Genomic DNA, 25,491 nt, shown 5'->3' on the forward strand with positions numbered 1-25,491 from the left:
TGTCATGGGCAAGATTTCCGATATTGCGGCTCGGGCCGGGGTTTCATCGAAAACCGTATCAAGGATCTTGAACGGGCATCCCAATATCAGTGAGAAAACCCGCCGCAAGGTAGAGGATGCGATCGCCGCGCTGGGCTATGAGCCGCGCGCTTCGGTCACGGCCCTCTCCGGTGCCGGAAATCGCGGGATCGGTGTTCTCTTCGGTGATCCGGATGCCGGGTACCAGGTGAGTGTATATCAGGCGTTGCTCGATGCCTGCCGGGATGCGGGCTATTTCCTGGCTGTTGAGGCCTTTGACGAGACCGACAAGGATTGGGGCGGACAGGTCAAGGCCTTCATCGAACGATCCGGTGTGCGACGCGTCATTCTGGTTCCGCCGCTCTGCGACTCCTTCGAAATCCAGAGCCTCCTCAAGGAGATGGGGGTCCATTTCGCCCTGATTTCTCCCTCCCGCCCGGTGTCTGGCGCTTACTCCATCGCCATGGATGACCGGTTGGCGGCCATGGAGATGACCCAGCATCTCATCGGCTTGGGTCATCGCCGAATTGGCTTTCTGAGCGGGCGTCCCGGTCACGTGGCCACGCTGCTGCGCCGGCAAGGGTTCGAAGAGGCGTTTGGTCTGGCCGGTTTGCCCCTGCCCGATGAAAGCCTGGTGCGTTCAGCCGATTTCACCTTTCATCCGGCCATGGAAGCCGCCCGGTCGCTGCTGACCTTGCCGGAGCCGCCGACTGCCATATTTGCGTCCAATGACGAAATGGCGGCCGCGGTCATCATGGTGGCGAACGACATGGGTCTGTCGATCCCGGGCGATCTCTCGGTGGCCGGTTTCGACGGGTCACAGATTTCGCAGACGATCTGGCCGGAACTGACGACGGTGAAACAGCCCTTCGAGGCGATGGCGAAACTGGCGCTCGATCTGGTCTCGCGATCGGACTCTGTGGCCGGACAAGCTGCTGGAATCCAGGTTTTGCCCCATGCATTGGTGGTCCGGGGCTCCACGGCGGCAAAAGACTGACCAGCCCAGTTATGGCAAGCAGATGCGGCGCAAGTCCGAAATCCAATTGTCCTAGAATTGTCCCAATAAACTTGGATAAACAAGACAAAAGTTGACACAACGGGACAATTTGTAGAGCATAAACGGACAAACCCGGTCAAAACCGGGATGTTCAGGGGAGAGAAAATGTCTACGAAACTACGCTCGCGCGTGCTCATGCTTGGCGCGTCGATCCTGGCCCTGTCCGCCGGGACAAGCGCGACTTTCGCGCAGGACGGCACAGACGACAGCGATGTCGATGTGATCACCGTCAGCGGTATCCGCCAGAGTCTGGCCGCATCCATGGACATCAAGCGTGATGGCCAGGGTGTGGTGGATGCCATTTCCGCCGTTGATATCGGCAATTTCCCGGATACGAACCTCGCGGAATCGCTCCAGCGCATCACCGGTGTCTCGATCGAGCGCAATAATGGTGAGGGCGCAACGGTCACGGTTCGCGGCTTTGGTCCGGAATTCAACCTGGTCACGCTCAACGGGCGGCAAATGCCGACCTCTTCGCTCGGCGATGGCGCCAGCCCGCCTTCCTCCCGCTCTTTCGATTTCGGCAATCTCGCCTCTGAAGGCATTGCGGGTGTCGAGGTGTACAAAACCTCCCGTGCCTCCGTGCCGACGGGCGGGATCGGCTCGGTTATCAATATCCGCACGACGCGCCCGCTTGAGGCGCCCGGCATGCGTTTCGTTGTCGGCGCCAAGGGCGTGATCGACTCGACCGAGCTTTACAGCGACAGCATCTCGCCGGAACTGTCCGGTATCTACTCCAACACGTTTGCCGATGACCGCGTGGGCATCGCCCTGTCGGGCAGTTATCAGGACCGTCAGTTCGGTCATGCCCAGGCCAATGTCGGTTGGCGTGATGGCTATCTGGGTTCGGAGAATAATTGGGGCTCGCTCGCCCAACCGGGTGATCCGCGCTATGCCAACATCACGAACCGTCCGGGTGACACGGATGTCTATGCCGTGCCCCAGAACGCTGAATACGCCCTGTCGGAAATCCAGCGGGAGCGTATCAATGGTCAGCTGACCCTGCAGTTCCGCCCGGTCGACACTGTCACCGCGACGATGGACTACACCTATTCGCGCAATGAATCCTCGGTGCGGACCGGCATGGTGGGCATCTGGTTCAACCATGGTGACACGTCCAGTGCCTGGACGGATGGACCGGTCGCCGGGCCGCTCTTCTATTCGGAAGACTTCGGTACTGCCTATTCCGACCTGTCCTATTCCGGAGCCCTGACCGAGAATGCCTCGATCAATCGCAGCCTGGGCTTCAATGTTGTCTGGGATGTGTCGGACCGCTTGTCCCTGGAGCTCGACTATCACGACTCCTCAGCGGAATCGAAGCCGACCAATCCTTACGGCACCAACATGTCTGTGGGCACGGCGGTTTTTGGTGTGGCCATGCAGGGGCTCGACTTCACCGAAGAGCTTCCGGTTCTCTACTATGATGCCGCACCCGGCATGGATCCCGCCGACGCATCGAACATTTTCGCCACGGGCAATGCCTTCCGGAATGCCTATCAGCGCAGCGATATCGAGCAGTTCCAGCTGCGCGGCAGCTATCAGCCGGATATCGACTTTGTCGAAAGTCTCGACTTCGGTGTGAGTGCGACCGAGAACCAGGTCCGCTCGGCCTATGGCTTCCTTCAGAATGACTGGTGGGGCGGTATTGGCCCGGCTTCCGACATTCCGGATGACATCTTTGTCCAGCGCTCCCTGCCGCAGCACTTTGACACGCTGTCGGGCAGTTCCAACCCCAACATGATCCAGAACTTCTACACCTTCGACTTCGAGCGCATGGTGGGTCTGATTGACGGGTTGTACGGCGCCTGTGGTGGTGCGGGCGATTGCCTGGCCGATTACACGACGGACCGCCGGATCAATGAGGAAAGCCTCGCGGCCTACATCCAGGCCGACATGGCCTTTGATGTCTTCCAGCGTCCGGCCCAGCTTGTGATGGGTCTGCGCTATGAAGAGACCAGCATCGACTCTTCTGCCCTCGTGCCGATCCCGATTGGCACACAATGGGTGTCGGACAATGAGTATGGCCTGATCTTTGACGGATCCCAGGACTTCACGACCCTGACCGGTGAGTATGATCATCTTCTGCCGGCCGTCGACTTCCGGGTCGATGTCCGAGACGATGTTGTCCTGCGGGCCTCCTACAGCCAGTCCATCACGCGTCCGTCCTATAATCTCATGCAGGGCGGCCAGACGGTGGATCAGCTCTTCCGTGTCGGTGGTGGTACCGGCAGCCAGGGTGACCCGGGTCTCCTGCCGTTCGAATCCGAGAATTTCGATCTCTCGGCCGAATGGTATTATGCGGACGACAGCTATTTCTCGATTGGCTATTTCCGCAAGAACGTCGAGAACTTCATCAGCTCCGATGTGGTCGATGTGACCGCCTTCAGCCTGCCTCACCCAGGTCAGGGTGATCGGGTCGCCGCCGCGATCGCTGCGCTGGGGCCGAACGCGTCCAGCACGGATATCCGCCAGTGGATCTTCGACAATGCGGACCCGTCCACATTCATGGTCACCGGCACCAACAGCCTCGGCTACACAACCGGCAGCATTTACGGTGTCGATGGGGCCGATCCCTTCGTGAATTTTGAAGTCACCGTTCCGGTGAACAGCGACGACACTGCCGAGCTGTATGGCTGGGAGATTGCACTTCAACACACGTTCGGGGATAGCGGTTTTGGCGTGATCGCCAACTACACGATCGTCGATGGCGATGTGGAGTATGACAACGCTCTGCCCTACAATGTCACACAGTTCACCCTGACGGGGCTGAGTGACAGTGCCAACCTGATCGGCTTCTACGACAAGGACGGTATCCAGGCCCGGATCGCCTATAACTGGCGTGATGAATACCTGGCCGGTAACGGGCCCAACCCGTTCTACCGCGAGGCCTATGGCCAGATCGACATGAATGCGAGCTATGAGGTTCGCGACGGTCTGACCCTCTTCGTGGAAGGCATCAATGTGACCGATGAATCCACGCGCGGTCATCGCCGCCATCCGAACACCGCCTTCTTCGCGGCCCAGGGTGGTGCACGCTACATGTTCGGTGCGCGTTTCACCTACTAGCACCGAAATCCGTGTCGTCTCCGGTGGTCCGGGGGTTTTGAGAAATCCCCGGACCATCTTCCGGACGACACAACCCGGTCTGTCTGCCCTGCCAATCTGCCCAATCCGACTGGTTCGGTGTGAAAAGACAGCCACAGGAGTTTGCAAGATGAGCCGGCACAGCCCCCTTTCCAGCGACAGCCACAAGACTTTGCGCGTCAGCCGCGCCCGCAGGGCCGAGCTCGGAGATGCCGAAATGTGTTGCTTGGCAGTCCCGGCGGAGTTCCGGGATGCGCAGGCTCACTACCCCATCGTGTTCCAGAAAGATCCGTCGAGGGACGGCATGAATGCCGTTGCCCTGTTCGGATTCACCCGGGGCGAGAACCTGTTTCTCAATGCCCGGGGTTGGGATGCGCGCTATGTCCCGCTGGCGATGGAGACCAAGCCCTTCCTCGTCGGGTTGGACCGTGAGGGCGGGGATTCCGCGCACGTTCACATCGACCTGGATCACCCCCGAGTGGATGCCGCGCAGGGAGAGCGCGTCTTTGATGATCAGGGTCAGCCAACGCCCTTCCTTCAGGCGATGACCGGCAAGCTGGGCCGTCTCCATGAAGGCTATCAGGCCAGCCGGGGCTTCTTTGAGGCCCTCGAGCGCCATGAACTGCTCGAGCCTTTTTCGCTGGAGATCACGCTGGAGGACGGCAGCCATAACCAGCTCGTCGGTTTCCAGACGATTGGCGAGGCGCGGCTGCAAGCCCTGGACGCCGCGGTCGTGGCCGAACTCCATGCGGCAGGACACCTGATGCCGATCTTCATGGTTGTGGCATCGCTGTCGAATTTCGCGGACCTCGTCCGCCGCAAGAATGAGAGCCTGGTCCATGCTTGATCAGGCGGCTGGCATCTTTGCTGACATGGAGCCCATCGTTTTGCGCGATGCCGGCGATCTGTCAGCGCTGGAGGCCGGCCTGGCCACGCGCGAACCCTTCGTGGTGCGCGGGCTGGCTGAACACTGGCCGCTGACCCAAGCCGCCAAGACGTCTTCCGCCGCCGCCCGGTCCTTCCTCTCGGAGCGGCAAATACAACGTCCCTTCGTTGTAACACTTGGGCCGGCCGAAATGGCCGGCCACATTTTCTACGACGAGAACATGGTGATGAATATCACCACGGAACGTATGCCCCTGGATGCCTGTCTCGACCGGATGGCCGAAGCCGAGGCGCAGTCGCCTTCGCCCACTGTCTATCTGGGCTCCATCGACATGCACACGCATTTCCAAGGACTGGCGGAAGAGCACAGTCTGGATCTGGGCCCGCGCAATCCGCTTGCCAGCATCTGGATCGGCACGCGGACGCGTGTCAGCGCGCACAATGATTTCCCGGACAATATCGCCTGTGTGGTTGGTGGCCGTCGCCGCTTTGTCCTCTTCCCGCCGGACCAGTTCCGCAATCTCTATCTCGGTCCGATCGACAATACGCCGGCTGGCCGTCCGGTCAGCCTGGTCGATTTCCACAATCCGGACTTTGAGCGGTTTCCGCGGTTTCGGGATGCGCTGCAAACTGCCCGGATCGCCGAGCTGGAGCCGGGGGATGCAATCTTCATCCCCTCCATGTGGTGGCACCATGTCGAGGCGCTGGATGCCTTCAACATCCTGGTGAATTTCTGGTGGCGCGACACACCCGCCCATCTGGGGCTTCCCCAGGACGCACTCAATCACGCCATAATGTCGATTCGGGACCTGCCGGCCGAGGATCGTGCGCTGTGGCGGGAGATGTTCGACCATTATGTCTTCGATGCGGATGACAGTGTCACGGCCCATATCCCGGAGCGTGGCCGCGGCATTCTCGGACCGATGACGCAGGAAATGGCGAGCCGGATCCGCACCTATATCCTGAGGATTTTCAGCCAATGACCCAAGCGAGCCAGAGCGCTGTACGGCGCGTTGTCATTGCCGGGGGTGGAACGGCGGGCTGGATGACGGCCGCCGCGATCGCCAAGACGATGGGGCCGACCGTCGACCTGACCCTGGTGGAGTCCGAGATGATCGGGACGGTTGGTGTGGGCGAAGCCACCATCCCGCCATTGCGGACTTTCAATCGCCTGCTGGACATTCCTGAAGACGAATTCATGCGGGAGACCAAGGCCACTTTCAAACTGGGCATCCAGTTCGAGGGCTGGACGGATGGTGCGGACAGCTACATCCACTCCTTCGGCACGACGGGGCGTGACCACTGGACCAGCGGTTTCCAGCATTTCTGGAAGCGGGGACAGATGGAAGGCCTGGCCGGCCCGTTGAGCGATTACTGCCTGGAATACAAGGCAGCGCTGGAGGGCAAGTTCGCCCGTCTCCCCAATGACGGGATGAATTACGCCTATCACCTGGATTCCTCGCTCTACGCCAAATATCTGCGGGCCTTTGCCGAGCGGCATGGCGCAGTCCGGGTCGAAGGGAAAATCCGGGAGGTCGTGCTGGATCCGCAAAGCGGCGACATCACGTCTCTGGCTCTGGACAATGGGCAAAGTCTCGAAGGCGACCTCTTTATCGATTGCACGGGATTCCGGGCTCTCCTGATCGAGGGGGCTTTGCATGCCGGCTATGATGACTGGACCCATCTCCTGCCCTGCGACCGGGCCATCGCCGTCCAGACACAATCGGTAAGACCCGCCGCTCCCTATACGCGATCCATCGCGCATGATTCCGGCTGGCAATGGCGGATCCCGCTGCAGCACCGGATGGGCAATGGCATCGTCTATTGCAGCCAACATCTGTCGGATGACGAAGCGCGGGAGCGCCTCCTGTCGACGGTGGAAGGCAAAACCCTGACCGAGCCCAACCAGCTGCGCTTCCGCACGGGCATGCGGCGTGAGCACTGGAAACGCAATTGTATCGCCGTCGGTCTGGCCAGCGGTTTCATGGAGCCGTTGGAGTCCACCAGCATCCACCTGATCCAGCGCTCCATCCTGCGTCTCTTGCGGATGTTCCCGGTTGCCGGTGTGATGGAATGCGACCGCCAGGCCTTCAACGAGCAGACGGTCGAGGACTTCATCACGATCCGCGACTTCCTTGTCCTGCACTACAATGTCACGGAACGCACCGACAGCGCCTTCTGGCGGCAATGCCAGCGTCTGCCCATTCCGGACAGTCTCGCCCATCGGATCGAGCTGTTTTCGCGGACCGGACGGATCCATTGCGCAGGTGACGAATTATTCCGGGAAAATTCCTGGCTCCAGGTCATGCTCGGCCAGGGATTGCTGCCGGAATTCTACCATCCGATCGTCGACAAAATGCCGCGCGACGAGCTGCAGCGTTTCCTGGACCAGATCCGCCAATCCGTCAGCCAGACCGTCGCCGGACTGCCCCTGCACGAGGATTATGTCAGCCAATATTGCGGTGCCGGGGAGACAGTCTGACGATGATCTCCTTCGCTGCCATTCTGGCCGGAGCCGTACAGGCTTCGCAGGGCGAACTTGGCCCGGAGTCCGGCTGGGAACTGGTCTGGCAGGACGAGTTCGAGGGCGAAAGCATCGACCCTGCGCGCTGGGGATATGACGTGGATTGCTGGGGTGGCGGCAATGCGGAACGCCAGTGCTACACGCCCTGGCCGGAGAATTCCGCGGTCCGGAACGGTCATCTAGAGATCACGGCGCGGCGGGAAATGGTCGAAGGGCCGGATCGTCCGGCGGACCAGCTGGCACCGGGTGAGGCGCCGGACATTGTCCGCCGCGACTACACCTCTGCCCGCCTCGTGACACGCGGCCGCGCCGCCTGGCGTTATGGCCGGATCGCCGTGCGCGCCGAACTGCCGCGCGGGCAGGGTGTCTGGCCGGCGATCTGGATGCTGCCGGAGGACAATGTCTATGGCGGCTGGGCCCTGTCCGGTGAAATCGACATCATGGAAGCCGTCAATCTGGGTACGCCCTGCGAGGCGTGCGAAAGCGGTGTCGAGGATCGGGTCCTGGGCACGCTGCACTATGGCGGGGCCTGGCCGGAGAATGTCCATTCGGGAAGCGCGGTCTCGGTGCCTGACGCGGCCCGCGGATTTCACGTCTACGAGATTGAATGGTCGCCGGCGGGGATCACCTGGCTGGTGGATGGTGAGGCCTATGCCCGCCAGACGCCGGCTGACTGGCATACGGACGCGCAGGTGGGCAGTGCCACGCCGGCCGCTCCCTTCGACCAGGCCTTTCATCTCGTTTTCAACATCGCCATCGGCGGTCACCTGGCCGAGGACAATAATCTCGGCGGCGTCTCCATTGACGGTTTTCCCAAGGTGATGCGGGTGGATTGGGTGCGGGTCTATGCCTGCCCCGACGGATTTACAGCAGAGGGAGCCTGCCCCGCGGCCGACTCCCGTGACAGTCAGTGAGGGCAGACCGGACCATGAAGATCTTGCACGCTTTTTCCCTTGTCGGCCTGGTGTCGGTTCTGGTGTCCGCTTGTGGAACCGAGACAGACAATGCTTCTGCGCCGGTTACGCCGGATGCGGGCGAAACGGTTTCAGCGGTCAATCCGGAAGTCTGGCCGGCCATCACATCGCCCTTCGCCGAAGACGCAGATCTGGAGGCGCGGGTAGCGGATCTGCTGTCGCGCATGACGCTGGAGGAGAAGGTCGGCCAGGTCATCCAGGCGGATATTGCCTCGGTAACGCCGGAAGAGGTGCGGGAATACAATCTGGGCTCGGTCCTCAATGGCGGCAATTCCGCTCCGGGCAATGACAATTACGGACCGCCCTCCGGCTGGGTCGAACTGGCTGATGCCTTCTGGGAGGCCTCGACGGACAGGTCGGATGGTGGTGTCGGTATCCCCGTCATGTGGGGCACGGACGCGGTCCACGGCCACAATAATATCGGCACGGCGACCATTTTTCCGCACAATATCGGCCTGGGTGCCGCCAATAATCCCGACCTGATCCGGCAGATTGGCGAGGTCACGGCACGGGAGATCCGCGTCACCGGTCAGGAATGGACATTCGCGCCGACCCTGGCCGTGGTCCGTGATGACCGCTGGGGCCGGACCTATGAGAGCTATTCGGAAGACCCGGCCATCGTGGCCGCCTATGCGACGGCGATGATGGAAGGCCTGCAGGGCGAGGTCGGGGATGCGGACTTTCTTCAGGGATCACATGTTCTGGCGACCGCGAAGCATTTCATCGGGGATGGCGGTACGCATCGTGGCGTTGACCAAGGTGATAACCGTTCCAGCGAAGAAGATCTGGCGCGCATCCATGGTGGTGGATATCCGCCGGCAATCGAGGCCGGTGCCCTCTCCGTGATGGCCAGCTTCAATTCCTGGCACGGAGAGAAGCTGCACGGTCATGAGGGCCTGCTGACGGATGTCCTGGTGGATCGCCTGGGCTTCACGGGTTTCGTCGTGGGTGACTGGAATGGTCATGGCCAGATTGAGGGTTGTACCGCGACCTCTTGTGCCCAGGCCTTCAATGCTGGTGTCGACATGTATATGGCGCCGGACAGCTGGCGTGACCTCTATGCTTCGCTTTTGGAACAGGTTCAGACCGGTGAGGTCTCCATGGAGCGCCTGGATGAGGCGGTCTCCCGGATTTTGCGGGTGAAAATCCGCATGGGCCTGCTGGACGAGGTCCGTCCGTCCGAGCGCCCGCTGACCGGCCAATTTGATCTGCTGGGCTCGCCGGAGCACCGGGCCGTGGCCCGTCAGGCCGTCCGGGAATCCCTGGTCCTGCTGCAGAACCGCAATGCCGTCCTGCCAATCGCCTCCAGCGCCCGTGTGCTCGTGGCTGGCGAGGCCGCTGACAGTATCGGCCAGCAATCCGGTGGCTGGACGATCAACTGGCAGGGCGAAGGCAATGAGAATTCCGATTTTGGCGACGGATCCAGCATTCTCGACGGTATCCGAGACGCTGTGGAAGCCGGCGGGGGTGAGGTGGTTTACCAGCCGGATGGAGCCGTGGACGGCGCGTTCGATGTGGCGGTCATTGTGTTTGGCGAGGCGCCCTATGCGGAATTCCAGGGTGATGTCCCGCATCTCGATTTTGCCGATGAAACCGGCCTGGACCTGCTGCGCAGTCTGTCGGCGCGTGGCATTCCGACTGTCGCAGTCTTTCTTTCCGGTCGCCCGATGTGGATGAATCCGGAACTCAACGCGGCGGATGCCTTCGTGGCGGCCTGGCTGCCCGGTTCCGAAGGCAGCGGTGTGGCCGATGTCCTTGTCGGTGATCAGTCGGGTGAGCCCCGCCATGACTTCACCGGCCGCTTGTCCTTTTCCTGGCCGGCGCGTCCGGACCAGTCGCCGCTCAATATCGGCGATGCGGACTACCAGCCGCTTTTCGCCATGGGATATGGCGGCAGCTACGCCAATCCGCCGGCTGATCTGGCAATGTTGGACGAGAGCCTGGCTGTGGGTGTCTCCATGTCGGGCGGCAGCACTTTGATCAATTCCGGCCGGGCGGCCACGGGCTATGCGCTGGTGTTGACCACGCCAGGTGCGGGCCCGGTGGATGTGTCGGGCCCGCGCACGCAGACCCGTGACGGGGTGCTGGCGGCCATCGCTGAGGACCGGTTCGCCCAGGAAGACACCAAACGTTTCGAGTGGAACGGTGGCGGAGCGGTCCGTCTTGAGCTGGCGAGCGAAGGTGTTCGGGATCTCAGTGCCCCGGGGCTGGCGTTCAACATCGTCTACGCTGTGCCTGTGGCTCCTGAAGGCGATGTCGCCTTTGTCATGGAGTGCGGTGAGACCTGCGAGGGCCGGCTGGATGTAACGGCGCCCTTGCGCGTTGCGGAAGGAAAAGGCTGGCGTGAAGCTGCGATCCCGCTCCACTGCTTTGCAGAGGCGGGTGCGGACCTCACCCAGATCACCCTGCCATTCCTGATCGAGACCGATGGACCGGCCTCGCTCTCCCTGTCGGATGTGCGTATCGTGGATGCGCCGCCTGGCGCCGGTTGCGACTTCTAGCAAGGCAGCGGGGCGATCGGGATGGACCTTGCGGTGGGAGGCGCGCGCTTGATCGGAACCGAAAGCAATGCGGTGTTCCGGCTGGCTGCGCTGGTTTCCCTGGGCGGGTTCGTCTTTGGCTATGACGCGGTGGTCATTTCCGGTGCAGCCCCCGCCGTGGTCGCCCAATTTGGCCTGAGCGACTGGCAAATGGGTTGGATCGTCAGCGCCCCCACGCTGACGGCCATGTTTGCCAGCCTCGCCGCCGGCTATCTGAGTGACCGGTTTGGACGCCGGACTATGCTGCGTCTGGCGGCCGCGCTTTATATTATCTCCTCCTGCCTGTCGGCGCTGGCCAGTGGCTTTCTGTCCCTGTCGATCGCCCGGGCCATTGGCGGGATCGCCTTTTCCTCGTTGGTGATTGCTCCAGTCTATCTGGCCGAAATTTCGCCGGCAGCGGCGCGTGGACGGGTCGTTTCCATGCACCAGCTGGCCATCGTCTTGGGCCTTTCGGCGGCCTATTTTGCCAATGTCTCTCTTCAGGGGCTCAGCGAGTCCGGGCAGGCCTGGGTGGCCTGGGCCGGGATCGACCGTGAAGCCTGGCGCTGGATGCTCGGAATCGAGCTGGTTCCGGCGATCACTTGGTTGCTCGCCCTGTCTTTGCTGGTTCCTGAAAGTCCGCGCTGGCTGGTCCAGAAAGGGCGCTCGGATGCGGCCCGCCGTGTCCTGTCGCGGCTCTATCCGGCCGATCGTGCCGATGAGATCATCAGCCGGGTCAGCGATGTGGCGACATCGACTGGAACGCGGCTCCGCAACAGCCTGGCCTGGTTGTCGTCCCCGCTTATGCGCAAGGCATTGCTGATGGGCCTGATTGTCGGGATCGCGCAGCAGATCACCGGCGTGAACGCCATCTATTTCTACGCACCGGTCGTGTTCGAGCAGACCGGGATCGGCGCCAATGCGGCCCTGTTCCAGGCTGCGCTGATCGGCTTGACCAATGTCGTGTTCACCATCGTGGCCATGAGCCTGGTCGACCGGATCGGCCGGAAGCCGCTCCTGCTTCTCGGCCTTGCCGGTGTCGGGCTGAGTACAACACTCGTTGCCCTGTCCTTCAGCTCGGCGACCTATCACCTGGATGCGGGCATTCTGGCCGGGGCCAGCGAGAGCCTTCGCGCGATCGATCTTTCGGCTCTGGATGACGTCTATTTCCAGTCCGATGTCGCGTTCAAGAACGCGCTGATCGGTGAGATGGGTGCCGAGCTTTACCGCACCCATCAGTCCGAATTGCTGCGTATCGGCATCGAGATGAATGCGGGCCTGATCCTGACGGGCATCCTGGTCTTCGTGGCCAGTTTTGCGGTTTCGCTGGGGCCCGTGACCTGGGTTTTCCTGTCCGAAATTTTCCCGAATGCCATTCGCGGCACGGCCATCGCACTGGTCGCTTTCGTCAATGGGCTTGTCAGTTTTTCCGTCCAGCTCGTCTTTCCGGCAGAGCTGGCCACGTTTGGCGCCTCCGTCACATTCCTGATGTACGGGGCCGCTGCGCTCTTCTTCTTTGTCCTTGTCGCCTTGCTCGTTCCGGAGACACGGGGCAAGAATCTCGAATCCATCAATGAGGGGTAACGCGCGAGCGCTCGAAGAAGGCCGCGCACCATAGGGGTAGGACCATGAACTTGACGACGATCGATCTTGTTATCGTTATCAGCTACGCGATTCTTCTGATCGTGGTTGCCAATCTGGTGAGCCGCGAGAAGGAGGGTCACAAGAAGGATGCCGAGGATTATTTCCTGGCCGGCAAGGCCCTGCCCTGGTGGGCGGTTGGCGCTTCACTGATTGCGGCGAACATCTCCGCAGAGCAGATCATCGGGCAATCCGCCCAGGGCTATGTCGTGGGCCTGGCCATTGCCGCCTATGAATGGCAGGCGGCCATCGTCCTGCTGATCGTGGCGAAGTATTTCCTGCCGATCTTCCTGAAGGCGGGTGTCTATACGATGCCGCAATTCCTCGATCTGCGTTTTGGCAGCGGGGTCAAGACGATCATGGCCGTGTTCTGGATCGCCCTGTACACCACGGTGAACCTGACCGCAGTCCTCTGGCTCGGTGGTCTGGCCATTTCGGCGGTGACCGGGCTGGCCGTCTGGCCGGCCATGGCCCTGTTGGCCGTGTTTGCCATCCTGTACTCGCTCTATGGCGGCCTCAAAGCCGTAGCGCTGACAGACATTATCCAGGTCGTGATCCTGATCGCGGGTGGTCTCCTGATCACGTATGTGGCCTTGAGCCTGGTCGGCCAGGGCGCCGGACCGATTGCCGGATTCGGCACGCTCATGGGCGAGATTCCGGGGCATTTCGACATGATCCTGCCCTCTGACCATCCCAGCTATGGCGATCTGCCGGGGATCTGGACCCTGCTCGGTGGTCTGTGGGTGCTCCACTTCTCCTATTGGGGCTTCAACCAGTACATCATCCAGCGCGCGCTGGGATCCAAGGACCTGGCCGAGGCCCAGAAGGGTCTCGCCTTCGCCGCCGGTCTGAAACTCCTGATCCCGGTGATCGTGGTCGTGCCGGGCATTGCCGCGCTCTATCTGGCGCAGAATGGCATTCTGGATGGGTCCTCGCTGGCTGACCGGGCTGACAGCACATATGGCGTGCTGATGACGCTGGTGCCGTCCGGTGCACGGGGCCTGGTATTCGCGGCCCTGGTTGCCGCCATCGTGTCCTCGCTGGCCTCGATGGTGAACTCGATTTCGACCATTTTCACGATGGATATCTACCGGGCCTTCATCAAGAAGGACGGTCAGACGGGCCATTATGTGACGGTCGGCCGGATCACGGCACTGACGGCCATGATTGCAGCGCTGCTGCTGGCCCAGCCCTTCCTGGGCGGGTTCGAAAGCGCCTTCCAGACGATCCAGGAATACACCGGCTTCATCGCGCCGGGTGTTGTGGCCATCTTCCTGTTGGGCTTCTTCTGGAAACGGGCCAATACGCAGGGGGCTTTCGCCCTGCTCATTTCCTCGGTCGGCCTGTCTTTCTTCTTCTGGCTGCTGGCCAACCCGTCTGCTCTGGGTGGGGCCGGCGGCGGGCTTCTGTCCGCCATCGGGCTGGAAGCGCTCGACATGCCGTTCGTGGTGCGGATCTGGATCGTCTTCCTGGCCTGTCTCGTGGTGGGCGTCGCGGTGTCCCTGATGACACCGGCTCCGGCGGAAGGACGGCCCGTGGAACTTTCCGGTCTGCGCTTCGCGACCAAGACCAGTTTCAACATTTCGGCCCTGGTGATCATCACCATTCTGGTCGGGATATATCTGGCCTTCTGGTAAAACTTCTGGTGCCAGGCGCGGAGTTCCCGTGCCTGGCACGTCATGCCTGACCCGGGCCGGCCTATGGCCAGGCCCTCGTCAGCCTTCCATCGTCTTCCAAATGGCCTTGGCGATCTTTGTGAAAGCCTCTTCCTGACCGGTCGGGATCACGTCATGGATGGCTTTTTCGTGCGCCTCGATCTCTGATTTTATTTGCGCCACCAGGGTTTCTCCGGCTGGGCTGAGGCGCAGGCCGTGGGACCGACCGTCAACCGGTTCGCGCTCGATCAGCTGACGGTCATCCAGCCGGGCGACCAGCGGCGCCATGTTGGCGCTGCGTATGGCCAGCATGCGTCCGACCTCGCTCTGGCGAATCCTCGGATTGGCTTCGATCACCAACAAGACCGATGCTTCGGTCGGCCGAAGTTCGAGCGTGGCAAATTGTTCGGCAAGCCGTGCCATGGACGCCGTTGAGGCGCGCCGGAGCATGTAGCCGAGATTGTTCTTGAACGGGTCCGCTTTCAAGCCTTGCGCTCCCACAGTGAGATATGGCATTAGAATAGAAAAAGCTATACGACATAGCAATTGGTCCGGAAGGGACTGGGAGGAAATAGGCAATGAAATTTCAACGCGTCAATCCAATTACGGGTGAAATTGCGAGTTCGGCCAAGGCGATGACGGTGGCGGAAGCCAACGAAGCCGTTGATCGGGCCGCCGCCGCTTTCCCCGCCTGGTCTGCAATGGGACCGAATGCGCGCCGCGCCATTCTCAACAAGGCAGCCGCTGCTCTGGAAGCCCGGGGCGATGATTTCGTCGCCGCCATGATGGGCGAAATCGGGGCCACTGAAGGCTGGGCCCGCTTCAATCTGATGCTGGCCGCCGGCATGGTCCGTGAGGCTGCAGCACTGACGACCCAGATCGAAGGTCAGGTCATTCCTTCGGACAAGCCGGGCAGCATGGCCATGGCCCTGCGTGAACCCGTTGGTGTTCTGCTGGGTATCGCGCCCTGGAACGCGCCGATCATTCTTGGCGTGCGTGCCGTCGCCGTACCACTGGCTTGCGGCAATGCCGTGGTGCTGAAAGCCTCGGAAACCTGCCCGCGAACCCATGAGCTGATCGTCGAGGCCTTTGCGGAATCCGGCATGCCGGAGGGTACTCTGAGTGTCGTGACCAATGCGCCGGACGACGCGGCCGAGATTGTCGGCGCCCTGATCGACCATCCGGCTATCCGCCGCATCAATTTCACCGGTTCGACCGCTGTGGGCCGCATCATCGCCAAGCGGGCCGCCGAACACCTCAAGCCGGTTCTCCTGGAATTGGGTGGCAAGGCCCCTTTCATCGTGTTGGAGGATGCTGACCTCGACGAGGCCGTGAAGGCTGCGGCTTTCGGTGCTTTCATGAACCAGGGCCAGATCTGCATGTCGACGGAGCGGATCATTGTCGTCGATTCAATCGCCGATGCGTTCTGTGAAAAGTTCGCGGCCAAGGCCAAGTCCATGCCGGCCGGTGATCCGCGGGAAGGCAATACGCCGCTGGGTGCGGTCGTGGATGCCAAGACCGTTGCCAAGGTGAATGCGCTCGTCAATGACGCCACCAGCAAGGGGGCACGCGTTATCGCCGGCAGTTCCGCGGACAGCGTGGTCATGCCCGCCACCGTGGTCGATGGTGTCACGGATGCCATGAATCTCTACCGGGATGAGAGCTTCGGTCCTGTCGTGGCTGTCATCCGTGCGAAAGATGAAGCGGACGCGATCCGTATTGCCAATGACAGCGAGTATGGCCTGTCTTCCGCTGTCTTTACGCGGGATGCGTCGCGCGGCCTGCTGGTCGCCCGTCAGATTCACTCCGGTATTTGCCATGTGAACGGACCAACCGTGCATGACGAACCGCAAATGCCCTTCGGGGGTGTGGGCGCTTCCGGTTATGGCCGGTTTGGCGGCAAGGCCGGCATTGATGCCTTCACCGAATTGCGTTGGGTCACGCTGCAGACCACGCCGGGTCATTTCCCGATCTGATTTCAAAGGACAAGAAGATGAGCAATCAAACCGCTGCTGCGCCGAACGGCGCCACCGAACGCGCCGAAGAAGACACGGTCGCCTACGAAGTCCGTGACGGAATCGCCTGGGTCAAATTCAACCGCCCCGAAAAGCGCAACTGCATGAGCCCCAAACTCAACCGCCAGATGATGCGGGTATTGGAGGCTCTGGAATTCCGCGACGATGTGGGCGTGCTCGTGCTCACCGGTGAGGGTTCAGCCTGGTCTGCGGGCATGGATCTCAAGGAATACTTCCGCGAGAACGAGGCCAAGGGCCTTGGTGCCGTGCGCCAGTCCCAGCGCGAATCCTATGGCTGGTGGCGCGCCCTTCGCTGGTATCAGAAACCGACCATTGCGATGATCAATGGCTGGTGCTTCGGCGGTGGCTATGGCCCGCTTTTCGCCTGCGACCTCGCCGTTGCCGATGAAACGGCACAATTCGGTCTGTCCGAAATCAATTGGGGTATTCTGCCCGGCGGTGGCGCGACCAAGATCGCCTCCGAACTCCTGCCCTTCCGCAAGGCCATGTATCACGCGATGATGGGTGAGAATATCGACGGCAAGACCGCCGCCGAATGGGGCCTCGTTAACGAAGCCGTCCCGGCCGACCAGCTGGAAGCCCGTGTCACCGAGATTGCCAAAGTGCTGCTGGAAAAGAACCCGGTTGCCCTGAAAGCCACCAAGGATGCGGTCCGCCGTGTTCGCGAAATGACCTATGACAATGCCGAGGATTTCCTCGTCCGGGCCCAGGAGGCCGCCAATTCCTTCGACAATGATGGTCGCAAGGAAGGCATCCGCCAGTTCATCGACGAAAAGTCCTACAAGCCCGGTCTGGGTGCCTACGACAAGTCACGTCAATAGCCGTCATGGGCGCCGCCGGAGACTTCATCGCGCTGCAGGCCCTGCGGCGGCCGGACAAGCTGGCCGCCGTCGACCTCGCTTCGGGTGCACGCTGGACCTATGCGGAACTGGATGATCTGACGGCGCGGCTGGCGGCCGGTCTGGCAGTCCGCGGCCTGAATTTGGGTGATCGCCTCGCCGTGCTGGCGAAAAACCGGGCCGAGTTGATCGCGCTCCAGCATGCCTGCGCCCGACTGGGAGCCGCCTATGTGCCGTTGAATTGGCGCCTGTCGCCAGCCGAGCTCGCGGCCCTTGTTGAGGACTGTGATCCCGCCCTGCTTCTGGGCGATGATCAGCTGGACAGTGCCGGTCTGTCAGGTGAAGCCCTTGAGGCCTTCCTGGTTGAGGCGCGCGGTCTTGCGCCTCATGCACACAGCAAAACGGATCCGGAGCGGATCTCGTTGATCCTCTACACGTCCGGCACATCCGGCATGCCCAAGGGCGCGATGCTGTCGGAAGCCAATCTGACGGAAACCGCGATCAATTTCTCCATTCTGGGGGAAGTGACGGATCGCAGCGTCTTCCTGTGTGATGCCCCCATGTTCCACATCATCGGGCTCGTCACGAATGTGCGCCCGACCCTGATGCGCGGCGGGACCTGCCTGGTGTCCGACGCTTTTGTTCCGGACCGGACGCTGGACCGGATGGCGGACCCCGAGCTCGGCGTGACCCATTATTTCTGTGTTCCGCAAATGGCCGCCGCCCTGCGCGAGCAGTCGAACTTTGACCCCGCTCACCTGCAAGGGCTGACGGGTGTGTTCACGGGTGGAGCGCCGCACCCGGCGCCCAATATCAATGCCTGGCTGGATGACGGGATCTGTATCGTGGACGGGTTCGGCATGAGCGAGACCGGCACAGTGTTCGGCATGCCGGTCGACAGGGAGCTGATCCGCAAGCGTGCCGGGTCCGCCGGGCAGGGTACGCCCCGTCTTCAAAGCCGGATTGTTGATGCAAACGGGCAGGATTGCCCGATCGGTGAGGCCGGAGAGCTTTGGTTGCGTGGCCCGGGTGTTTTCAAGGGCTATTGGCGCAGGCCGGAAGCCAATGAGGGCGCTTTCAGCGATGGCTGGTTCAAGACCGGTGACATCGCGATTTCCGATGCCGAAGGCTATCACTGGCTGGTTGATCGCAAGAAGGATATGTTCATCTCCGGTGGTGAGAACGTCTATCCCGCCGAGATCGAGGCTGCCTTGTGCGGCCATCCGGACGTTGCCGAGTGCGCAATTGTCGGCGTCGCGGACGAGCGTTGGGGTGAAGTGGGGCATGCTTTCATCGTGACCCGGTCGGGACATGATGCAACGGCCGAAGCGTTCATGGGCTGGCTTGACGGGCGACTCGCCCGTTACAAGCTGCCGCGACATGTCAGCTTTATCGACGCCTTGCCCCGCAATGGAGCCGGCAAGGTTTTGAAGCGTGAATTGCGGGACTATCCACTGCCGGAAATGGCCCGCCAGCGTTAGTTTGGTGTCGTGCTGCAGTGCAGCACAAGTTTTTCCAAAAGGCTATATACGATAGCAATCAATGGCTATACGTTATAGTGGTTACGACCAATTCAGTCGCATGGTCCGATAGAAGACTGGCGGCGCTAGGGAGGAAATAATGGTCCGACTCTTTGCACCGGTCCCGCGCGTCCTGCGGGCACCGGCCTTCAAGGCCGCGCTTCTTGCGACAGCCACTGTTTTCACTGCACCCGTTTATGCCCAACAAGCCCAATCCGGTGATGCCGGTGCCAGCGACGATGTGATTGTCGTGACGGCCCGCCGCCGCGAGGAAAGCCTTCAGGATGTGCCGGTGTCTGTCAGCGTTTCGACCGCTGCGGATCTGGAACGCCAGGGCATCACGGCGACAACCGAACTTACGAACATTGTCCCGAACCTGCAGTTTGCCACCTATGGCACGCTGACCGGTAACAACTCGGCCGCTCAGGTCTTCATCCGCGGCATTGGCCAGACGGACGCCACGCCGGGCGTGGATCCGGGTGTCGGTGTCTATATCGACGAGGTCTATATGGGCCGTTCTGTCGGTGGTGCCATGGATTTCCGCGACATCGCGTCCACGCAGGTCATTCGTGGTCCGCAAGGCACGCTGTTTGGCCGGAACACGATCGGTGGCGCCGTCCTGCTGACGACCAATCGTCCGGGCGCCGGCAATACGCTGCGCATTGGCGTCGGCGAGGACAGCCTGTTTGAAGGCTTTGTCGCTGTCGACCTGGTCGAGACCGACACGGTCGGCATCCGGGCTTCAGCTGGCGTGCGGTCCCGCGACGGTTATGTCATTCGCGAAGTGGATGGCGCTGATCTCGGTGATGACCGCTCCATGACCGGCCAGATTTCTCTGGAATGGGAGCCGAGCCCGGATGTGAACATCCTGGTCCGTCTTGACCATTCAGAAGAAGATGAAAACGGTTCGCCCTTCGTTTTCCTGGACATCAATGAGACTTCTGCCTTCCCGATGATCGCCAGCGCCTTCGCCGGCTGCCCGGGTTCGTCCTTCCCGCCGCCGGTTCCGGTTCCGAATGTGGATGATCCGCGCTGCGCCAATGACTTCCAGTATCGCGGCGAGTTCGTGAATGGCGGTGTTGGTGAGGTCTATTCCACCACTGAGAATGATGGCCTGGCCGTGGTCGCCAGCTGGGATGTCAGCGACTCCATCACGCTGAAATCCATCACGTCGGCCCGCAGCCTGGAATGGTCCGGTGCCCGCGATGCCGACAACACCCCGCTTCTGATCCTCTATACGAACTACGCGTCGGAAAGTGATCAGTTCTCGCAGGAGTTCCAGTTGCAGTATTCCGGCGAGCGCTGGAATGGCGTGGTGGGTGCCTATTATTTTGACGAGACCAGCAATGACCGTGTGATCGTCGAGCTGGGAACGCCGGGCACGTCCTACGACACCAACCGCGTTGAGCTCACCACGGAAGCCGTGGCCCTGTTTACCGAGTGGAGCTACGACATTTCCGATGCGTTCAGCGTGTCCGGTGGTCTTCGCTATACGGAAGAGGAAAAGGGCATCCAGGGTTCCTGGTTCAACGTGCCGGTTGCCGGCAGCACGGAACCGCCGATCCCGACCGCCCTGTGCCCGGTCGTGGGTGCACCGACCCCTGGCTGCCTCTTTGTGACCCGCGATCAGTACACCGAGTCCTTCGACTCCCTGACGGCGTCGGCCAATATTTCCTACCGCTTCAATGATGCGGTCATGGTCTATGGCAGCTTCGCCCAGGGCTTCAAGTCCGGCGGCTTCAACCAGCGCTATAATGCCCTGCTCCAAGCCGATGGCAGCCCGCTGGCCTTCGACGAAGAGACAGCTCAGTCGATCGAGATCGGTCTGAAGTATAATCCGAGCCGCTCGGTCCGACTGAACGCTGCGATCTTCTCCAACTCCTATGACGACATCCAGCTGACCTACCGGGTCGGTCCGGCACCGCTTCTGTTCAATGCCGGTGAGGCTACGATTAATGGTGCCGAGCTGGAACTCTTCTACACGCCGAATGACTCGCTCATCATTGATGCGAGCCTGGGCTATCTGGATGCTGAAATCGACACGGTCCGCAGTGTCCCGAACCTGGGATCCCAGACGCCCACGGCGACGACGGCACCGGGCGACCAACTGCCGCGTGCGCCTGAACTGGAAGCCCATTTCGGTGTTTCCTACATCGCGGATGTGGGTGAGAACTTCCAGCTGATCCCGCGGATCGATGTGACCTGGCGCGACTCCATCTTCTTCGATGCCGGCAATGATATCGGTGAAGATGCCGTTACGATCGTGAATGGCTCCCTCACCCTTGATCATCTGGGTCAGAACTGGCGTCTCAGCCTGCGTGGCGACAATCTGACGGACGAGACCTATCTGGTGTCTGGCACCACTTCGGCGTCGACAGCGACCGGCTATTCGGAAGGGATTTTCGCCCGTCCGCGCAGCTTCAGCCTCGTCTTTACCCAGGATTTCTAGTTACTCCCGACCCGTAAAGGTCGAATCTAAAGGCCCTCCGGATCAGGCAGTCCGGAGGGCCTCTTTTATGACCGGAACGAGCGGGGGAGGGGCGCGCCCGATCAGTCCGTGAACACAACCGTCTTGTTCTCGTTCAGTAGGATCCGGTCTTCCAGGTGATAGTGAACCGCCTGGGCGAGAACGCGGCGTTCGATGTCGCGACCCTTGCGAACCAGATCATCCGGCCTGTCGCTGTGGCTGATAGCCTCGACGTCCTGGACAATGATCGGGCCTTCATCGAGATCTTGCGTCACATAATGGGCCGTGGCTCCGATCATCTTGACGCCCCGGCGAAAGGCCTGGTGATAGGGTTTGGCGCCTTTGAAGCCCGGCAGGAAGCTGTGGTGGATATTGATGCACCGCCCTTCCAGATAGGCTGACATCTCGTCTGACAAAATCTGCATATAGCGCGCCAGCACGACCAGATCGGTTCCGGTCTCTTCGATCAGTTTGCGGATCGCGGCTTCCTGCTCAGCCTTGGTCTCGGGCGTGATCGGCAAGTGATGGTAAGGCGTATCGCCCAGCAGGGTGAGGTTCAGGGCCTCGGCCGGGTGATTGGATACAATTCCGACCACATCCATGTTCAGCTCACCAATGCGATGCCGGTAGAGCAGGTCGCCGAGACAATGGTCAAACTTGGAGACCATGAGCAGGACTTTCTTGCGGTCCGCCTTGCGGCGCAGGCGCAAGTCGACGTCTCCGATATCGGCCGTGGCTGACAGCGCGGTCTCGATCTGTCTGACCGGGTTCAGCTCATCGACTGTCTGGAACTCCAAGCGCATGAAAAAACGACCCGTTTCCGAGTCCTCGAACTGCCGGGCCGACATGATGTTGGCGCCGGATTCGTACAGGGCGGTACTCACGCAGGCGACAATGCCCGGCTTGTCATTGCAGGTCAGCGTCAGGACGAAAGTGTCGGACATGGGCCCGGTGCCTCCTTGAACATCGGAATGGAGCGAGCCGGCTGACCGGCTGCCCTAGCCTAGAGCTTTCTGTTCCTGTTTCTACATTGACTTTTCCCCGATTGTATACAAAAAATGGCCTCAACGATTGGATTGAGGCAAATTCGGCCTCTGAATGCATACAATGTCGGGAGGAGACTGACATGACGATGAAGTCGCTCGAGGATGTTCTCGCCAATGCCGGGAATACGGTGTCGCACCTGCGCAATTCCCAGATCGGTGCCTATGTCTATCCGGTGGTTCCCACCGAATTTTCCAATTGGCGGGATGAGCAGCGCGCCTGGCGCGAAACGGCCGTGCTGTTTGACCAGTCTCACCACATGGTGGACCTCTTCATCGAAGGTCCCGATGCGCTGAAACTCCTGTCAGATACGGCCATCAACTCGTTCAAGAATTTCCGCGTCAACACGGCCAAGCAATACGTGCCCTGTTCCTATGACGGCCACGTCATCGGCGATGGCATTCTTTTCTATCTGGCCGAGAACAGCTTCGTCTTTGTCGGCCGGGCGCCGTCGGCCAACTGGCTGATGTTCCACGCTGAGACCGGTGGCTATGACGTCCAGGTGCGCAAGGATGACCGGTCTCCGGGCGCCCCTATGGGCAAGGCCGTGACGCGCGAGCATTACCGCTATCAGATCCAGGGTCCGAACGCCCAGCAGGTGATCGAAAAGCTCACCGGCGAACCCATGCCGGACATCAAGTTCTTCAATATGGGCTATATCAATATCAAGGGCCGCCAGGTCCGCGCCTTGCGCCATGGCATGGCCGGCGCACCAGGTCTGGAAATCTGGGGCCCTTATGAAGAGGGTCCGGAAATCCGCGAAGCCATCCTCGAGGCGGGCCGTGATTTCGGTATCGTGGCGGTCGGGTCACGGACCTATGCGACCAACACGCTGGAATCGGGATGGATCCCGTCCCCGCTGCCGGCCGTCTATACCGGCGACAAGATGAAGGCCTATCGCGAATGGCTTCCGGCCAATGGCTATGAGGCAACCGGCTCGATCGGTGGCAGCTTCGTTTCCGCCAATATCGAGGACTATTACGTCACGCCGTTCGAACTGGGCTATGGGCCCTTCATCAAGTTCGACCATGATTTCATCGGCCGTGATGCGCTCGCCGCCATGGACCCGGCCACCCAACGCCGCAAGGTCACCCTGGCCTGGAATGGTGAGGACATGGCCAAGCTCTTCGCCTCCTATTTCACGGGTGAGGAGAACGGCAAATTCTTCGACCTTCCGCTGGCGAACTATGCCTCGTCCAATTATGACGCCGTCTCGTATGACGGGGAGCAGGTCGGTTTCTCGATGTTCACCGGCTACAGCTCGAATGAACGCTGTGCGCTCTCCCTGGCCACCGTCGATCCGCGCGTCGAGATCGGCCAGGAAGTCACCGTGATGTGGGGCGAGCCGGATGGCGGCACCCGTAAGACCACGGTCGAGCCGCACAAGCAGATGGCCATCCGCGCCATTGTCAGCCCGGCACCCTTCTCCCGCGTCGCGCGTGAGGAATACGCTCAGGGCTGGCGCACCGAGCTCGCCTGATCCTTGAAGGCCGGGCTTTCGGGCCCGGCCCTCCCTGCTGACTGACTGGCGGAGATCCGTACATGTTAGACCCTGTAATGAACCGGGGTCCGGCCGGCCCTTGCTTGGACGGACTGCTCAAGGACTTCACGGTTGAGGTGACCTCACGGGACACGGCCTCGCTGAAGGATATCGGTTCCCTGCTCGCACCGGGAAGCCGTGTTTTCATTGCCTCTCTGCCCAAGGAAAACCCCCAGCGGCAGACTGAAGCGGCCGTCCATCTGGCGCGCCAGGGTCTGGAGCCCGTGCCGCACATCGTGGCGCGGAACATCCCCGATCTGGGCGCCTTGGACCGCCATGTCGGACAGCTGGCACGTGAGGCCGGCGTAAAGCGCGTCCTGGTCCTGGCCGGAGACCGCGACGATCCGGAGGGGCAGTTCCTCTCGGCACTCGATCTCCTCAAAACCGGGTGTTTGCAGAATCATGGCGTAAAATTCGTCCACCTGTCAGCTTATCCCGAGGGGCATCCGCGCATTTCTGACGCCGATTTGGTTGCGGCGCGCCGCGACAAGCTGGATGTTGCGCTCAAGGCCGGATTTGACGTGGAACTCGTCAGCCAGTTTTGCTTCGACGCCAAGCCGATTGTGGACTATGCCGCCGGGATGCGCGCTGAAGGCTTGGACGTACCCTTGCGTGTGGGACTGGCGGGTCCCGCCAAGCGGTCCACCTTGATCAAATACGCCATGATCTGCGGCGTCGGTCCGTCCCTGCGCGCCCTGAAGGAGCGTGAGGATCTGGCCCGTAACGTCATGGCGGGCGAAACCCCGTCTGCGCTCGTTGATGCGCTTGAAGCGGCTGTCGCCGCCAGGCCCGAATTGGGCATTAGTGGCGTCCATTTCTTCACCTTCAGCTCGCTGAAGGAGACGGTGAAATGGCTCAACGAGGCGCGCGGCTAGCCGTCAGCTCCGGTTTCATCGGGGGCCGCCCCGGCTTCGAACAGGAAAGAGCCCGGGACCTTCTCGTACAGATCCATGCGCTTTTGCGCGGTGGCTAGATTGCGCCGCGCGAGACGCGCGTGCTCCCGGGCGAGGGCCTCGGCCCGGCCGCCTTCACCCTGAGCGATGGCTTCGACAATATCGGCATGCTGGTGCTGGCCGAATTTGAGGATGTCGGATTGTTCCGACTGGGCAAATCCGACAAAGACGAATGCATTCGGCGAGGCAAAGGGCAGCGCTTCCACATGCGCCAGGGAGCGCGACAGCATGGGGCTTTTGCTCAGTGCCAGAAGCTGGGAATGGAAGCGGCCGTTCAGCTCGGAATACTGTTCCAGAACCTCTTCCGACATGGGCTTGATGACAATGCTGTCCATCGCGGCGCACGTCGCCTGCAGCTCGGCGAGTTCCTCGGCGCTCGGCCGTCTTTCTGCAGCGAGCCGGGCTGCCGCACCTTCCAGCACACCCCGGATTTCAATCGCATCCAGGACGTCTTGCAGGGAAAACTCGCGTACGCGATAGCCGCCACCAGGCAGGCCCTGCAGGAAACCTTCGTGTTGAAGAATGGTCAGGGCCAGGCGGACCGGCGTACGGGAGATACCCAATCGTTCCACCACAGCCAGTTCGGACACGCGCTCGCCCGGCGCAAACTCTCCCGCCAGGATCATCTCGCGCAATTTGTAGAGGGCCTGGATTTGTTGTTTGGAACGCGGTGCGGGGCTCAAACGGACTACTCCTGATGTCGGCGAACACGCCAAACGGCAGGGAAAGCCCCCA

The 25,491-nt window shown here is 61.3% G+C and carries 18 protein-coding genes; 15 read left to right on the plus strand and 3 right to left on the minus strand.

The window, feature by feature from the left end:
- Positions 1-4 precede the first annotated feature (4 nt).
- The 9 genes from I0K07_RS03170 (at position 5) to I0K07_RS03210 (ending at position 14,339) form a co-directional block, all read left to right on the plus strand.
- On the plus strand, positions 5-1,015 hold the full coding sequence (locus I0K07_RS03170; protein ID WP_203291231.1) for a LacI family DNA-binding transcriptional regulator: 1,011 nt from the start codon (positions 5-7) through the stop codon (positions 1,013-1,015).
- Positions 1,016-1,180: 165 nt separating this feature from the next.
- On the plus strand, positions 1,181-4,141 hold the full coding sequence (locus I0K07_RS03175; protein WP_203291232.1) for a TonB-dependent receptor: 2,961 nt from the start codon (positions 1,181-1,183) through the stop codon (positions 4,139-4,141).
- 148 nt (positions 4,142-4,289) lie between these two features.
- Positions 4,290-5,006 carry a SapC family protein gene (locus I0K07_RS03180; protein WP_203291234.1) on the plus strand — a complete coding sequence of 239 codons (717 nt, stop codon included), beginning with the start codon at positions 4,290-4,292 and terminating at the stop codon, positions 5,004-5,006.
- Entirely contained in the window at positions 4,999-6,027 is a 1,029-nt protein-coding gene (locus tag I0K07_RS03185; RefSeq protein ID WP_203291236.1) for a cupin-like domain-containing protein, read from the plus strand. Before I0K07_RS03180 ends, I0K07_RS03185 begins: the two co-directional genes overlap by 8 nt.
- Positions 6,024-7,526: a tryptophan halogenase family protein gene (locus I0K07_RS03190; protein ID WP_203291238.1), complete on the plus strand. Its 1,503-nt coding sequence runs from the start codon at positions 6,024-6,026 to the stop codon at positions 7,524-7,526. Before I0K07_RS03185 ends, I0K07_RS03190 begins: the two co-directional genes overlap by 4 nt.
- Before the next feature lie 2 nt (positions 7,527-7,528).
- Entirely contained in the window at positions 7,529-8,482 is a 954-nt protein-coding gene (locus tag I0K07_RS03195; RefSeq protein WP_203291240.1) for a glycoside hydrolase family 16 protein, read from the plus strand.
- 14 nt (positions 8,483-8,496) lie between these two features.
- Positions 8,497-11,043 carry a glycoside hydrolase family 3 protein gene (locus I0K07_RS03200; protein ID WP_203291241.1) on the plus strand — a complete coding sequence of 849 codons (2,547 nt, stop codon included), beginning with the start codon at positions 8,497-8,499 and terminating at the stop codon, positions 11,041-11,043.
- Positions 11,044-11,091: 48 nt separating this feature from the next.
- Positions 11,092-12,645, plus strand: a complete 1,554-nt coding sequence (locus I0K07_RS03205; RefSeq protein WP_203291243.1) for an MFS transporter — start codon at positions 11,092-11,094, stop codon at positions 12,643-12,645.
- Positions 12,646-12,689: 44 nt separating this feature from the next.
- The gene (locus tag I0K07_RS03210) at positions 12,690-14,339 is read left to right on the plus strand and encodes a sodium/sugar symporter (protein ID WP_203291245.1); all 1,650 of its coding nucleotides are present in this window, start codon (positions 12,690-12,692) and stop codon (positions 14,337-14,339) included.
- Positions 14,340-14,417: 78 nt separating this feature from the next.
- Here the strand turns inward: I0K07_RS03210 and I0K07_RS03215 are convergent, their stop codons facing one another.
- The gene (locus tag I0K07_RS03215) at positions 14,418-14,843 is read right to left on the minus strand and encodes a MarR family winged helix-turn-helix transcriptional regulator (RefSeq protein WP_203291247.1); all 426 of its coding nucleotides are present in this window, start codon (positions 14,841-14,843) and stop codon (positions 14,418-14,420) included.
- Between the two features lie 92 nt (positions 14,844-14,935).
- Here I0K07_RS03215 and I0K07_RS03220 point away from each other — a divergent pair, with 92 nt between their 5' ends.
- From I0K07_RS03220 to I0K07_RS03235, 4 genes are all read left to right on the plus strand, one after another.
- The gene (locus I0K07_RS03220; protein ID WP_203291248.1) at positions 14,936-16,333 is read left to right on the plus strand and encodes an aldehyde dehydrogenase; all 1,398 of its coding nucleotides are present in this window, start codon (positions 14,936-14,938) and stop codon (positions 16,331-16,333) included.
- Between the two features lie 17 nt (positions 16,334-16,350).
- Entirely contained in the window at positions 16,351-17,214 is an 864-nt protein-coding gene (locus tag I0K07_RS03225; protein ID WP_203291250.1) for a p-hydroxycinnamoyl CoA hydratase/lyase, read from the plus strand.
- 5 nt (positions 17,215-17,219) lie between these two features.
- On the plus strand, positions 17,220-18,713 hold the full coding sequence (locus I0K07_RS03230; protein WP_203291252.1) for an AMP-binding protein: 1,494 nt from the start codon (positions 17,220-17,222) through the stop codon (positions 18,711-18,713).
- Positions 18,714-18,852: 139 nt separating this feature from the next.
- A complete protein-coding gene (locus I0K07_RS03235) occupies positions 18,853-21,201 on the plus strand; it encodes a TonB-dependent receptor (protein WP_203291253.1) in 2,349 nt (782 codons plus the stop codon).
- 101 nt (positions 21,202-21,302) lie between these two features.
- Here the strand turns inward: I0K07_RS03235 and purU are convergent, their stop codons facing one another.
- Entirely contained in the window at positions 21,303-22,163 is an 861-nt protein-coding gene (gene purU / locus I0K07_RS03240; RefSeq protein WP_203291254.1) for a formyltetrahydrofolate deformylase, read from the minus strand.
- Between the two features lie 182 nt (positions 22,164-22,345).
- Between purU and ligM the strand changes: the two genes are divergently transcribed.
- Entirely contained in the window at positions 22,346-23,743 is a 1,398-nt protein-coding gene (ligM, locus tag I0K07_RS03245) for a vanillate/3-O-methylgallate O-demethylase (RefSeq protein ID WP_203291255.1), read from the plus strand.
- 62 nt (positions 23,744-23,805) lie between these two features.
- A complete protein-coding gene (locus tag I0K07_RS03250) occupies positions 23,806-24,678 on the plus strand; it encodes a methylenetetrahydrofolate reductase (RefSeq protein WP_203291256.1) in 873 nt (290 codons plus the stop codon).
- On the opposite strand, the gene I0K07_RS03255 is transcribed toward I0K07_RS03250, so the two are convergent.
- The gene (locus I0K07_RS03255) at positions 24,675-25,439 is read right to left on the minus strand and encodes a GntR family transcriptional regulator (RefSeq protein ID WP_203291257.1); all 765 of its coding nucleotides are present in this window, start codon (positions 25,437-25,439) and stop codon (positions 24,675-24,677) included. The genes I0K07_RS03250 and I0K07_RS03255 overlap by 4 nt on opposite strands.
- Positions 25,440-25,491 lie beyond the last annotated feature (52 nt).

The organism is Maricaulis parjimensis (genome assembly GCF_016817355.1).
Classification (GTDB): domain Bacteria; phylum Pseudomonadota; class Alphaproteobacteria; order Caulobacterales; family Maricaulaceae; genus Maricaulis; species Maricaulis parjimensis.

Excerpts from the sequence above, each read along its gene's own strand:
- I0K07_RS03175 (WP_203291232.1), top strand. The coding sequence starts at position 1,181 with ATGTCTACGAAACTACGCTCGCGCGTGCTCATGCTTGGCGCGTCGATC.
- I0K07_RS03200 (WP_203291241.1), top strand. The coding sequence starts at position 8,497 with ATGAAGATCTTGCACGCTTTTTCCCTTGTCGGCCTGGTGTCGGTTCTG.
- purU (WP_203291254.1), bottom strand. The coding sequence starts at position 22,163 with ATGTCCGACACTTTCGTCCTGACGCTGACCTGCAATGACAAGCCGGGC.
- I0K07_RS03230 (WP_203291252.1), top strand. The coding sequence starts at position 17,220 with ATGGGCGCCGCCGGAGACTTCATCGCGCTGCAGGCCCTGCGGCGGCCG.
- I0K07_RS03210 (WP_203291245.1), top strand. The coding sequence starts at position 12,690 with ATGAACTTGACGACGATCGATCTTGTTATCGTTATCAGCTACGCGATT.
- I0K07_RS03220 (WP_203291248.1), top strand. The coding sequence starts at position 14,936 with ATGAAATTTCAACGCGTCAATCCAATTACGGGTGAAATTGCGAGTTCG.
- I0K07_RS03170 (WP_203291231.1), top strand. The coding sequence starts at position 5 with ATGGGCAAGATTTCCGATATTGCGGCTCGGGCCGGGGTTTCATCGAAA.
- I0K07_RS03250 (WP_203291256.1), top strand. The coding sequence starts at position 23,806 with ATGTTAGACCCTGTAATGAACCGGGGTCCGGCCGGCCCTTGCTTGGAC.
- I0K07_RS03195 (WP_203291240.1), top strand. The coding sequence starts at position 7,529 with ATGATCTCCTTCGCTGCCATTCTGGCCGGAGCCGTACAGGCTTCGCAG.
- I0K07_RS03180 (WP_203291234.1), top strand. The coding sequence starts at position 4,290 with ATGAGCCGGCACAGCCCCCTTTCCAGCGACAGCCACAAGACTTTGCGC.
- I0K07_RS03235 (WP_203291253.1), top strand. The coding sequence starts at position 18,853 with ATGGTCCGACTCTTTGCACCGGTCCCGCGCGTCCTGCGGGCACCGGCC.
- I0K07_RS03190 (WP_203291238.1), top strand. The coding sequence starts at position 6,024 with ATGACCCAAGCGAGCCAGAGCGCTGTACGGCGCGTTGTCATTGCCGGG.
- ligM (WP_203291255.1), top strand. The coding sequence starts at position 22,346 with ATGACGATGAAGTCGCTCGAGGATGTTCTCGCCAATGCCGGGAATACG.
- I0K07_RS03185 (WP_203291236.1), top strand. The coding sequence starts at position 4,999 with ATGCTTGATCAGGCGGCTGGCATCTTTGCTGACATGGAGCCCATCGTT.
- I0K07_RS03225 (WP_203291250.1), top strand. The coding sequence starts at position 16,351 with ATGAGCAATCAAACCGCTGCTGCGCCGAACGGCGCCACCGAACGCGCC.